Raw genomic sequence first — 12,227 nt, forward strand, 5'->3', positions numbered from 1 at the left:
CGTGGCGGCTGCCCGCGGGGGGAGCGGCCTGGCGTACCGGCCGAAGGCAGGGGAGATCCCCACCCTGCCCGGCGTCTACCGCTTCAGTGACGACTCGGGGAGGGTGCTCTACGTCGGCAAGGCGATGAACCTCCGCGCGAGGTTGAGCAACTACTTCGCACCGCTGCACACGCTGCACGAGCGCACCCGGCGGATGGTCACGACCGCGACGGGCGTGACCTGGACGACGGTCGGAAGCGACGTCGAGGCGTTGCAGTTGGAGTACACCTGGATCAAGGAGTACGACCCGCCCTTCAACGTCAAATTCCGCGACGACAAGTCGTACCCGTACCTCGCGGTGACCCTCGGCGACGAGGCACCGCGCGTCATGGTGACCCGCAACACCCGGATCCCCGGAGCCAAGTACTTCGGTCCGTACCCCAAGATCTGGGCCGTCCACGACACCGTCGACCTCATGATCAAGGTCTTCCCGATCCGCACCTGCTCGGACTCGGCCTACAAGCGCGCCATGGCGTCGGGGAAGCCGTGCTTCCCCGGTCAGATCGGACGCTGCGGCGGGCCATGCTCCGGGAAGGTGTCCATCCAGGAACACCGCGCCATCGTCGACGACTTCGTCTCGTTCATGGTGGGGAACGACCGCCGGTTCACGACGCGGATCACGGCCGACATGAAGGCCGCGGCGGCGCGCCAGGACTACGAGTCCGCAGCGGTGTACCGGGATCAGCTCCAGGCGCTCGACCAGGTACTCGCGAAGAGCGCCGTGGTGCTCCGCGACGCCGTCGACGCCGACCTCTTCGGCATCGACCACGACGAGCTCGCGGCGTCCGTCCAGCAGTTCATCGTGCGCGGCGGACGCATCCGCGGTGTCCGTTCCTGGACCGTCGACAAGGAACTCGACATGTCGACGGCGGAACTCGTCGACAGCGTCGTCCAGCGGGTGTACGCCGCCGCGAACGGGCCCGATGTCCCGCGCGAGGTCCTCGTTCCCGAGTTGCCCGACGACGCTGCCAGCCTCGAGGATTGGCTCGCCGAGCGCCGCGGTTCCAAGGTCGCCGTGCGGGTCGCCCAGCGTGGCGAGAAGGCGACGCTCATGGAGACCGCCGTCGTCAACGCCAAACAGGCCCTGATGCTCTACAAGACCCGTCGCAGCTCCGACTTCGTGGCCAGGACCCAGGCACTCGAGGACATCCGGGACGCCCTCGGCATGACCGAGGCGCCGCTGCGGATCGAGTGCTTCGACGTCTCGCACCTGAGCGGTACCAACATCGTCGCGTCCATGGTGGTGTTCGAGGACGGACTCTCCCGGAAGGACGAATACCGTCGCTTCGGTGTCGCCGAGTCCACCGACGACACCGACTCGATCTACCAGGTCGTGTCGCGTCGCCTCGCCCACCTCACGTCGAGCGAACCGGTCGAGACGGTCGACGAGACGACCGGGGAGCGCAAGCGGCGCAAGTTCACCTATCCGCCGCAGTTGCTCATCGTCGACGGCGGGCAACCGCAGGTCGCGGCCGCCGCTCGCGCGCTCGAGGAGTCGGGTCTGACCGGGATCACCCTGTGCGGGCTGGCGAAGCGACTGGAGGAGATCTGGCTCCCGGACGACCCGTACCCGGTGATCCTGCCGCGGGGGAGCGAGTCGCTGTTCCTCCTCCAGCGGGTGCGCGACGAGGCGCACCGGTTCGCCATCAGCTTCCAGCGCCAGAAGCGCAAGCGCGACATCTCCACCGTCCTCGGTGAGATCCCGGGGCTCGGCCCTGCGAAGGTGCGTGAGCTCCTGCGCCACTTCGGCTCCGTCGCACGGCTGAAGACCGCGACACCGGCGGAGATCGAGGAGGTGAAGGGCATCGGCGGCAAACTGGCGGCGACCGTGTACGAGGCCCTGGCCTCGGGTTCCACGGGGCCCTCGGCCGGCCCCAGGAATGGGTAGGCTGGGACTTCAAACCTTCGAGGAAAGCGTGTCGATGACCCCGGGCCAGCCGCAGCATCAGCAGGAAGTGCTCATCGTCACCGGGATGTCCGGCGCCGGCCGCTCCACGGTCGCGAACGCTCTCGAAGATCTCGGCTGGTACGTCGTCGACAACCTGCCGCCACAGATGCTCCGGCCTCTGGTGGACCTCGCCGAGCGCGCGGGTTCTCGCCTGCCGCGGATCGCGGCGGTCGTGGACGTCCGCGGGCGCGACTTCTTCAGCGAGCTGCAGGAGATCGTCCCGGCGCTCCGAGGCGGCACGCATCTCCGCATGATCTTCCTCGAGGCGACCGATGCGGCACTCGTGCGCCGGTTCGAAGCCGTCCGCCGCCCGCACCCGCTGCAGGGCGAGGGGACGATCCTGGACGGCATCGTCGCCGAGCGGCACCGCCTGAGCGAGATCCGGGAGTCGAGCGACGTCATCATCGACACGAGCGACCTCAACATCCATCAACTCGCCACCACCACCCGCGAGCTCTTCGCCGGCGCGGAGACGCCCGGCGTGCAGGTGACCGTGTTGAGCTTCGGCTTCAAGTACGGGCTCCCGCCCGACGCGGATCTCGTCGCCGACATGCGGTTCCTCCCGAACCCGTTCTGGGTTCCCGAGCTCCGTGCGTTGAGCGGCCAGGACGCCGAGGTCAGCGAGTACGTCCTCTCCCAGCCGGGTGCGTCGGAGTTCCTCGAGAGCTATGCGCAAGCCCTTGAGCCGGTGCTGGCCGGCTACCAACGCGAGAACAAGCGGCACGTCACCATCGCCGTCGGATGCACCGGCGGTAAGCACCGTTCGGTCGCCGTCGCGCTCGAACTCGCCGACCGGCTGCGCAGCCAGTCCGGCGTCGCCGTGCACGTCCGGCATCGGGACCTCGGGCGCGAATGACGCCCATCGGGCCGGGCGCATCCGCGTCCGAGCCCATGCGATCCGGGTGCACCACGCCCCCGGATCGAGAACATGCAGGATCGCCGCCGCACTCCGACGGCGCGATCACGACAGATAGGAACCACCGTGGCCCTCACCGCCGACGTCAAGAACGAACTGGCGCTCGTCCGCGAGACCCGCAACTCGGTCCGTGCGGCCGAACTCGCCTCGCTCCTCCGCTTCTCCGGCGGACTGCACACGATCTCCGGACGGGTGGCCATCGAGGCGGAACTCGACAGCCCGACCCTCGCGCAACGCGTGCGGCGTGACATCGGCGAACTGTACGGGATCCGCAGCGAGATCCTCGTGCAGAACCCCGGCAGCTCCGGTAAGCCGACCCTCTTTGTGGTGCGGGTCATCGAGGGGGGCGAGACCCTGGCGCGCCAGACAGGACTCCTGGACGCCCGCCGTCGCGCGGTGCGTGGGCTCCCCAACCGACTGACCACCGGCTCGCGCGATGAGCTCTCCGCCGTCTGGCGCGGTGCGTTCCTCGCGACGGGTTCGCTCACGGATCCGGGCCGCTCCGCCTCGCTCGACGTCGTGTGCCCGGGGAACGAGTCGGCCATGGCCCTCGTCGGCGCGGCGGGTCGGATCGGCGTCCCGGCGAAGGCCAGGGAGGTCCGTGGCATCCACCGGGTCGTGATCCGTGAGGGCGACGCGATCAGCGGCATGCTCTCGCTCATGGGCGCCACCGGCACCGTCACGTCCTGGGAGGAGATGCGTCAACGCAAGGAGGTCCGCGCGACCGCGAACCGCCTGGTCAACTTCGACGATGCCAACCTCCGTCGTTCCGCACAGGCCGCCGTCGCCGCGTGCGCGCGGGTCGAGCGAGCGCTCGAGATCCTCGGTGACGAGGTCCCCGAGCACCTGCAGTACGCCGGTGCGCTCCGCCTCGACCACCGCGAGGCCAGCCTGGACGAGCTGGGGCACTTCGCGGATCCGCCCATGACCAAGGACGCCATCGCGGGCCGCATCCGTCGGCTGCTCGCCATGGCCGACAAGCACGCGAGCGATCTCGGCATCCCCGGCACCGACGCCAACCTCCCGGCGGACTACGAGGACTGATCCCGCCTGTCGCTCGACGCCGACGACGTATCGTCGCGGTTCGTCATCCTGGGAACAAGCCCCGTCTCGCCGTGGTTGCCGCTCGCTAGACTGGGCCGTGACGCTCAGAGCCGTGTGCAGACAGCGCACGGGACAACACGAGGAGATCACACAGAACATGGCTGTTTACTCACTGCCCGAATTGCCGTACGACTACACCGCGCTCGAGCCGCACATCAGTGCGACCATCACGGAGCTCCACCACGACAAGCACCACGCCACCTACGTGGCCGGTGCGAACACGGCCCTCGAGAAGCTCGAAGAGGCGCGCGACGCCAACGACTTCACGAACGTCAACAAGCTGGAGAAGGACCTCGCGTTCAACCTCGGCGGCCACGTCAACCACACCATCTGGTGGAACAACCTCTCCCCGGACGGCGGCGACAAGCCGACGGGTGAGCTCGAGTCGGCGGTCGACGAGTACTTCGGCAGCTTCGACAAGTTCCAGGCCCACTTCACCGCGGCCGCGCTCGGCGTCCAGGGCTCCGGTTGGGCTGCGCTCACCTGGGACACCCTCGGTCAGCGCATCAACATCCAGCAGTTCTTCGACCAGCAGGGCAACTTCCCGGCCGGCACCGTCCCGCTGCTGCTGCTCGACGTGTGGGAGCACGCGTACTACCTGGACTACAAGAACGTCCGCGCCGACTACGTGAAGGCGTTCTGGAACATCGTCAACTGGGCAGACGTCCAGGCACGCTTCGAGGTCGCGCGCAAGCAGACCAACGGCCTGCTGGTACTGTCGTAGTAGACCGGTCCGTCCCGGTCCCTGGGGCCGGGACGGACCACTTCCTCCTCAGTCGAGGAGGCGCTCACTCCGAGCAGACCGTACAATCGCGCCGTCTGGCGCCTCAGTATCAGGAGTCATCTGTGTCCGTCAAGATCGGCATCAACGGCTTCGGCCGCATCGGCCGCAACTTCTTCCGCGCCGCCCTCGCCAAGGGCAGCGACCTCGAGATCGTCGCAGTCAACGACCTCACCGACAACAAGGCGCTCGCCCACCTCCTGAAGTACGACTCCATCACGGGTCGTCTGGACGCCACGGTCGAGCTCGACGGCGACAAGATCATCGTCAACGGCAAGCCCATCATCGTCCTCGCCGAGCGCGACCCCGCCGACCTCCCCTGGGGCGAGCTGGGTGTCGACATCGTCATCGAGTCGACCGGCCGCTTCACGAAGTCCGACGACGCGCGCAAGCACATCACCGCCGGCGCCAAGAAGGTCCTCGTCTCCGCTCCCGCCACCGGTAGCGACGTCGCGACCATCGTCCTCGGCGTGAACGAGGGCACCTACGACGCCGCGACGCACGACATCATCTCCAACGCGTCCTGCACCACGAACTGCCTCGCGCCGCTCGCCAAGGTGCTGCTCGACAACTTCGGCATCGAGCGTGGCCTCATGACCACGGTCCACGCCTACACCGCCGACCAGAATTTGCAGGACGGCCCGCACAGCGACCTCCGTCGTGCACGCGCTGCGGCCGTCAACATCATCCCGACGTCGACCGGTGCAGCCAAGGCACTCGGCCTCGTCATCCCGGAGCTCGTCGGCAAGCTCGACGGGTACGCCCTGCGCGTTCCGGTCCCGACCGGTTCCATCACCGACCTCACGGTCGAGCTGACCAACCCGGCCACGGTCGAGGAGATCAACGCGGCCTACAAGACCGCCGCAGAGGGTCCGCTCAAGGGCATCCTCAAGTACACCGAGGACCCGATCGTCTCGAGCGACATCGTGACCGACCCGCACTCCTCGATCTTCGACGCCGGCCTCACCAAGGTCATCGGCACGCAGGTCAAGGTCGCCTCCTGGTACGACAACGAGTGGGGTTACTCCAACCGCCTCGTCGACCTCACCGAGTACGTCGCGGACCGCCTCTAACCACCGGCGGTCTGACCACCTCCTCACCAGAGCAGCCAGACACCGCATGGTCCGAACGGGCGTCCTGAACCAGCTTCAGGGCGCCCGTTCGGCTTCCTCGGCGGCCGTCGGCTCAGTGCAAGAAAGACCTTCTCCATGACCCTTCGCACCCTCGACTCGCTCGGAGCCCTCGGCGGCCGTCGTGCTGTCGTCCGCCTCGACCTGAACGTCCCGCTCAAGGACGGCGTCATCACCGACGACGGACGCATCCGCGCGGCGCTCCCCACCCTGAACGCGCTCATCAACCAGGGCGCTCGCGTCGTCATCGTCTCGCACCTCGGACGCCCCGACGGATCGCCGGACGCGAAGTACAGCCTCGCCCCCGTCGCTCAGCGCCTGTCGGAACTCCTCGGCAAGCCGGTGACCTTCGCTGCCGACACCGTCGGAAGCGCCGCGAGCGATGCCGTCGCCGCCCAGACCGACGGCGACGTCGTGCTGCTCGAGAACCTGCGGTTCAACTCGGCCGAGACCAGCAAGGACGCCGGTGAGCGTGAGGCGTTCGCCGCGAAGCTCGCCGCATTCGGCGATGTGGTCGTCTCAGACGGCTTCGGCGTCGTGCACCGCAAGCAGGCGAGCGTGTACGAACTCGCGAAGCTCCTCCCGAGCGCAGCGGGTCTGCTCATCTCCACCGAACTCGAAGTCCTCGATCGCCTGACCGAGACCCCCGAGCGGCCGTACACGGTCGTCCTCGGCGGCTCGAAGGTGTCCGACAAGCTGGGCGTCATCGGCCACCTGCTCCCTCGCGTCGACTCCTTGCTCATCGGCGGCGGCATGCTCTTCACCTTCCTGGCGGCACAGGGGCACTCGGTCGGATCGAGCCTGCTCGAGGCCGACCAGATCGACACGGTCCGCGGCTACCTCGCGAAGGCGGAGGAACTCGGCGTCACCATCGTGCTGCCGACGGACGTCGTCGTCGCGGCCGGGTTCAGCGCCGACGCCGAGCACGTCGTCCGCCCGGCTGACCGCATCGAGGACACCCCGTTCGGCGCGAAGGGTCTGGGACTCGACATCGGACCCGACACCGCCAAGGCGTTCGCCGAGATCGTGGCCGGATCGAAGACGGTGTTCTGGAACGGTCCGATGGGCGTGTTCGAGCTGGCCCCCTTCGCCGCCGGCACTCGCGCGGTCGCGGAAGCACTCACCCGCACGGACGGCCTCAGCGTCGTCGGTGGCGGTGACTCGGCCGCAGCGGTCCGCGCGCTCGGCTTCGATGATGACCAGTTCGGTCACATCTCAACTGGTGGCGGCGCAAGCCTCGAGTTCCTCGAGGGCAAGCGTCTGCCTGGACTGGAGGTCCTCGGATGGCAGCAGTAACCCCCGGGCGCACGCGTGTGCCCCTCATCGCCGGCAACTGGAAGCTCAACCTGGATCACCTCCAGGCCATCGCCCTCGTCCAGAAGCTCGACTGGACGCTGAAGGACGGCAAGCACGACTATGCCGACGCCGAGGTGGCGATCTTCCCCCCGTTCACCGACCTCCGCTCCGTCCAGACGATCGTCGCAGCCGACAAGCTCAAGCTCGCGTACGGTGCTCAGGACCTCTCCCAGCACGACTCGGGCGCCTACACCGGCGAGATCTCCGGCGCGTTCCTCGCGAAGCTCGATTGCGCGTACGTCCTCGTCGGCCACTCCGAACGTCGGACGCTCCACAACGAGACCGACGAGGTCGTCCAGGCCAAGACGGCTGCCGCCGTGCGACACGGTCTCGTCCCCGTCATCTGCATCGGTGAGACGGCCGAAGACCTCGAACAGCACGGCCCATCCGCGGTCCCCGTCGCGCAGCTCCGCGCGGCGATCGACGGACTCGGTCGCGACGCCGACATCGTCGTGGCGTACGAGCCGGTCTGGGCCATCGGGTCCGGACAGGCGGCGACGCCCGACCAGGCGCAGCAGGTCGCGGCAGCACTGCGCAGCACGCTCGCTGAGGTCCTCGGAGACGAGGCCGCACAGCGCACGCGCATCCTGTACGGCGGCTCCGTGAAGGCGTCGAACATCGCCGGTTTCATGCGCGAGCCCGACGTCGACGGCGCGCTCGTCGGCGGCGCGAGTCTGCTCGCGGAGGAGTTCGCCGGTATCGCCCGGTTCTCGCAGCACGTCGGTCTGTGACGGGCTCCGACACCTGACACGCCAGGACGGCTCGGTCCGCGGCACCAGCCGCGGGCCGAGCCGTGTCTGTTTCATCGTCGAGGTATACTGGACGGCGGTTCAGCCCCTCTGAACGCGAATGCGAAAGGTCTCACGTGGAGATTCTCCAGGTCATCCTGCAGGTGCTGCTCGGCATCACCAGCCTCCTGCTCACCTTCCTGATCCTGCTGCACAAGGGCCGCGGCGGCGGACTCTCCGACATGTTCGGCGGCGGGTCCTCCAGCAACCTCGGCTCCTCCGGCGTCGCTGAACGCAACCTGAACCGCTTCACCGTCATCCTCGGCCTCACCTGGGGCGCCTGCATCGTCGTGATCGGGCTGCTGACGAAGTTCGCCGCCGCCTAGTCGGCCGCGACGCCCGCCAGCGGGCCGCACTCCACCACACATCCGACCGCTCTCGACAGCACGAGAAAGAGAACACACCATGGCATCAGGCGGAAGCGCAATCAGGGGATCACGCGTCGGCGCTGGTCCCATGGGCGAACAGGACCACGGCTACCACGCGGACCGCATCGCCATCTCCTACTGGGACGCCCTCGGCAACGAGACGATCCGTCACTTCGCGGCGAACGTCCCGGACGAGGAGATCCCGGAGACGATCGACTGCCCGACCTCCGGCCTCCCCGCCGGACGAGACAAGGCGAACCCGCCCGAGGTCGCGAAGCTGGAGCCCTACAAGACCCACCTCGCGTACGTGAAGGAGCGTCGCACCGAGGCCGAGGCCGAGGAGTTGCTCGAAGAAGCGCTGCAGCAGCTTCGTGCACGCCGCGGCACCGTGTCGAAGTAGCGTCGACCACCAGGACCACGAAGAAAGGCCGTTCCCCGAGGGGAACGGCCTTTCTTCGTGGTCCTGTCGACGCGCCCGCTGTGCTGTCTAGTACTCCGGCAGGATCAACGAGTCGGGGACCTCGGCGGCGGCCTCCTGGTCGACGAAGAAGACCGTCCGTTTCCGACCCTTTGCCCCGGCGGCAGGAACCTCGTTGTAGCTCGCGCCGGCGAGGGCGAGCCCCAAGGCGGAGGCCTTGTCGGTCCCGGCGAGGACGAGCCAGACCCGGACAGACGAGTTGATCGCCGGACGCGTGAGGCTCAACCGCTCGGCCGGCGGCTTGGGGGAGTTCCGGACCGGGACGACCGAGGTGTCCGTCACCGAGACCTCCGCACGTTCCGGGAAGAGCGATGCGATGTGGCCGTCGGGGCCGACCCCGAGGAAGGTGATGTCGAACCGGGGATGGGATTCTCCGGGCTTCGCGAACCGACGGAGCTCGTCCGCGTACCGGACCGCGGCCGTGTCGAGGTCGATCCCGTCCTCCGGCGCCGGGTAGCCGTGCACGTGCTCAGCGACGAGAGCGCGCTCGGGGAGAGCCAGCAGGCTGTCGAGGAGCGCCTCCCGAGCCTGCAGTTCGTTCCGATCGGCATCGTCGCGCGCGACCCACCGTTCGTCTCCCCACCAGAGGTGTACCCGGGACCAGTCGACCCGGTCGCGATCCTTCGACACGGCGACCGCGGCGAGCGTGCCGGTCCCGACCGTTCCGCCGGTGAGGACCACGTGCACGGTGTCCTGAGACTCCAGGAGTTCGCGGGTCCGGGACAGGAACCGTTTGGCGACCGAGGTCGTCAGTTGGTCGCGGTCCTGATAGACGAGGACGCGTCGCTCGGTCGGCATCAGCTCGTCCGAGCGCGCAGCGTGACCGGCTCGCCGAGTCCGGGGAGGCCGACGGTGATGACCTGGCCGTACAGCACGTCCGGGTCGAGCGTCCGGAGCTCCTCTGCGAGGCAGTCGCGCAGACTGCGACGGGGGAGGGACAGGTCGTGCGTCGGCTGACCGGGCTGGATGAGCGTCGCGATGTCGGGCACGGGGCGCTCGAGGACGACGTTGCCGGAGGCGCGCGTCAGTCGGACCCCGTGGATGCCGCTGGAGCCGTGGGCCATGCTGAGCTCGTGGGTGACGTCGACCTGCAGCTGGAGCTGCAGCCACGCTGCCAGGAGTTCGGTCGACGGCGAGTCGGAGGCACCGGACACCTCGATGGCCGTGACCGGCTCGTACGGAGGCTGGTCCAACACGGCTGCGAGCTGCGCGCGCCACAGGGTGAGGCGGGTCCAGGCGAAGTCGGTGTCGCCCGGGGCATAGTTGGCCGCACGGCCGCGCAGGGCGGCGTGGGTGTCCGCCGCCGCGGACGCGTCGGTGATGCGACGCTGGGCGATGCGGCCGATCGGGGAGGTCGAGACGCGCTCCGGCGCCTCACCCGGCCACCAGGCCACGACGGGGGCATCGGGCAGCAGCAGACCGGTGACGAGGCTCTCCTCGTTCTCGGCCACCGCACCGTAGGCGCGGAGGATGACGACCTCGCTCGCGCCGGCGTCGCCGCCGACGCGGATCTGGGCGTCGAGCCGGTCTCCGATCGAGGAGTCGTTGTCGTCGTGCTCCGTGGAGAGGACGATGACGCGCATCGGGTGCTCGCGCGAGGCCTCGTTCGCGGCCTCGATGGCCTCCTCCTCCGCGCCGAGGCGCGTGGAGATGACCAGGGTGAGCACGCGACCGAGGGCGACCGCGCCGCCATCCTCGCGGATGGTGACGAGCGCCTTCGACAGCTTGCTGGTGGTGGTGTCTGGCAGGTCTACGATCATGGTCGTCTCCAGGTGCGTCCGTCGCGGGTCATGAGGTCATCGGCGGAGGACGGCCCCCAGGTGCCGGGAGCGTACTGCTCGAGCGGCTGGTCCTGTGCCGCCCAGTACTCCTCGATGGGGTCGAGGATCTTCCAGGAGAGCTCGACCTCCTCGTGACGGGGGAAGAGCGGGGGGTCGCCCAGGAGGACGTCGAGGATGAGTCGTTCGTACGCTTCGGGGCTCGCCTCGGTGAAGGCGTGTCCGTACCCGAAGTCCATGGTCACGTCGCGGACCTGGGTTCCGGCCCCTGGAACCTTCGAGCCGAAACGGATCGTGACACCCTCGTCGGGCTGGACCCGGATGACGAGCGCGTTCTGCCCGAGCGCCGAGGTCTGGCTCTCGGCGAACAGGTACTGCGGAGCGCGCTTGAACACGACGGCGATCTCCGTGACACGACGCCCGAGGCGCTTGCCTGCACGGAGGTAGAACGGCACGCCGGCCCATCGTCGTGTGTTGATGTCGAGACGCATGGCCGCGTAGGTCTCCGTCGTCGAGGCGGGGTTCATCCCGTCCTCGTCGAGGAAGCCGAGCACATGCTCACCGCCCTGCCAGCCACCGGCGTACTGCCCGCGGGCGGTCGCCGCGCCGAGGTCGTCCGGCAGGCGGACGGCCGCGAGGACCTTCTCCTTCTCCGCACGGAGATCCGAGGCGTTGAAGGAGATGGGCTCCTCCATGGCCGTGAGCGCGAGCAGCTGCAGCAGGTGGTTCTGGATGACGTCGCGCGCCGCGCCGATGCCGTCGTAGTACCCGGCACGACCCCCGACGCCGATGTCCTCGGCCATGGTGATCTGGACGTGGTCGACGTAGTTGGCGTTCCAGATGGGCTCGTAGAGCTGGTTGGCGAACCGGAGCGCCAGGATGTTCTGGACGGTCTCCTTGCCGAGGTAGTGGTCGATCCGGAAGATCGAGTCCGACGGGAACACGGACTGCACGATGTCGTTCAGCTCGCGAGCCGTCTTCAGGTCACTCCCGAAGGGCTTCTCGATGACGACACGACGCCACTGCCCGTCCGCGGGCTCCGCGAGGCCGGATCGACGCAACTGCTCGGTCACCTGGGGGAAGGCCTTCGGGGGGATCGACAGGTAGAACGCGTGGTTGCCCATCGTTCCGCGATCCGCGTCCAGCTCCTCGATGGTGGCCTTCAGCTTCTCGAAGGCCGCGTCGTCCCCGAACTCGCCGGGGACGAAGCGGATGCCCTGCGCGAGCTGATTCCAGACGTCCTCACGGAACTCCGTGCGGGCGTACTGCTTCACCGAGTCGTGGACGACCTCCATGAAGTCCTGGTCCTCCCAGTCCCGTCGGGCGAACCCGACGAGCGAGAACCCTGGGGGCAGCAGCCCCCGGTTCGCGAGGTCGTACACGGCCGGCATCAACTTCTTGCGGGACAGGTCGCCTGTCACACCGAAGATGATGAGGCCGCTCGGACCGGCGATCCGATTGAGGCGCCGATCGGAGTCAACCCGCAGCGGGTTGGACTCCGGGGTGATTTCCACCGGGGACATGAAGCTCCTTGTGCAGTG

12 protein-coding genes are annotated in these 12,227 nt (G+C 68.4%); 9 read left to right on the top strand and 3 right to left on the bottom strand.

Annotated elements, in window-relative coordinates:
- Window position 1: 1 nt before the first annotated feature.
- From uvrC to QRN26_RS07555, 9 genes are all read left to right on the top strand, one after another.
- Window positions 2-1,927 carry an excinuclease ABC subunit UvrC gene (gene uvrC / locus QRN26_RS07515; protein WP_056005680.1) on the top strand — a complete coding sequence of 642 codons (1,926 nt, stop codon included), beginning with the start codon at window positions 2-4 and terminating at the stop codon, window positions 1,925-1,927.
- Window positions 1,928-1,961: 34 nt separating this feature from the next.
- Window positions 1,962-2,843, top strand: a complete 882-nt coding sequence (gene rapZ / locus QRN26_RS07520; protein WP_285036191.1) for an RNase adapter RapZ — start codon at window positions 1,962-1,964, stop codon at window positions 2,841-2,843.
- A gap of 126 nt (window positions 2,844-2,969) precedes the next feature.
- On the top strand, window positions 2,970-3,947 hold the full coding sequence (gene whiA / locus QRN26_RS07525) for a DNA-binding protein WhiA (RefSeq protein WP_056005675.1): 978 nt from the start codon (window positions 2,970-2,972) through the stop codon (window positions 3,945-3,947).
- A gap of 157 nt (window positions 3,948-4,104) precedes the next feature.
- Complete coding sequence (locus tag QRN26_RS07530) at window positions 4,105-4,731, top strand: superoxide dismutase (RefSeq protein ID WP_056005672.1); 627 nt, start codon at window positions 4,105-4,107, stop codon at window positions 4,729-4,731.
- A gap of 122 nt (window positions 4,732-4,853) precedes the next feature.
- Complete coding sequence (gene gap / locus QRN26_RS07535; RefSeq protein ID WP_056005669.1) at window positions 4,854-5,861, top strand: type I glyceraldehyde-3-phosphate dehydrogenase; 1,008 nt, start codon at window positions 4,854-4,856, stop codon at window positions 5,859-5,861.
- Between the two features lie 135 nt (window positions 5,862-5,996).
- On the top strand, window positions 5,997-7,214 hold the full coding sequence (locus tag QRN26_RS07540) for a phosphoglycerate kinase (protein WP_056005666.1): 1,218 nt from the start codon (window positions 5,997-5,999) through the stop codon (window positions 7,212-7,214).
- Complete coding sequence (gene tpiA, locus QRN26_RS07545) at window positions 7,202-8,005, top strand: triose-phosphate isomerase (RefSeq protein WP_194670051.1); 804 nt, start codon at window positions 7,202-7,204, stop codon at window positions 8,003-8,005. The genes QRN26_RS07540 and tpiA overlap by 13 nt, the downstream gene beginning before the upstream one ends.
- 134 nt (window positions 8,006-8,139) lie before the next feature.
- Window positions 8,140-8,388: a preprotein translocase subunit SecG gene (gene secG, locus QRN26_RS07550; RefSeq protein WP_056005661.1), complete on the top strand. Its 249-nt coding sequence runs from the start codon at window positions 8,140-8,142 to the stop codon at window positions 8,386-8,388.
- Window positions 8,389-8,467: 79 nt separating this feature from the next.
- Window positions 8,468-8,830: an RNA polymerase-binding protein RbpA gene (locus QRN26_RS07555; protein ID WP_056005659.1), complete on the top strand. Its 363-nt coding sequence runs from the start codon at window positions 8,468-8,470 to the stop codon at window positions 8,828-8,830.
- An 87-nt stretch (window positions 8,831-8,917) separates the two neighbouring features.
- Here QRN26_RS07555 and pgl read toward each other — a convergent pair whose 3' ends face one another.
- The 3 genes from pgl to zwf are packed head-to-tail and all read right to left on the bottom strand — an operon-like array spanning window position 8,918 to window position 12,209.
- A complete protein-coding gene (pgl, locus tag QRN26_RS07560; protein ID WP_056005657.1) occupies window positions 8,918-9,706 on the bottom strand; it encodes a 6-phosphogluconolactonase in 789 nt (262 codons plus the stop codon).
- Window positions 9,706-10,668 carry a glucose-6-phosphate dehydrogenase assembly protein OpcA gene (locus QRN26_RS07565; protein ID WP_056005654.1) on the bottom strand — a complete coding sequence of 321 codons (963 nt, stop codon included), beginning with the start codon at window positions 10,666-10,668 and terminating at the stop codon, window positions 9,706-9,708. The genes pgl and QRN26_RS07565 overlap by 1 nt, the downstream gene beginning before the upstream one ends.
- The gene (zwf, locus tag QRN26_RS07570) at window positions 10,665-12,209 is read right to left on the bottom strand and encodes a glucose-6-phosphate dehydrogenase (RefSeq protein WP_056005651.1); all 1,545 of its coding nucleotides are present in this window, start codon (window positions 12,207-12,209) and stop codon (window positions 10,665-10,667) included. Before zwf ends, QRN26_RS07565 begins: the two co-directional genes overlap by 4 nt.
- Between the last annotated feature and the right edge of the window lie 18 nt (window positions 12,210-12,227).

Origin of the sequence: Plantibacter sp. ME-Dv--P-095, from assembly GCF_030209365.1 — a bacterium.
Classification (GTDB): domain Bacteria; phylum Actinomycetota; class Actinomycetes; order Actinomycetales; family Microbacteriaceae; genus Plantibacter.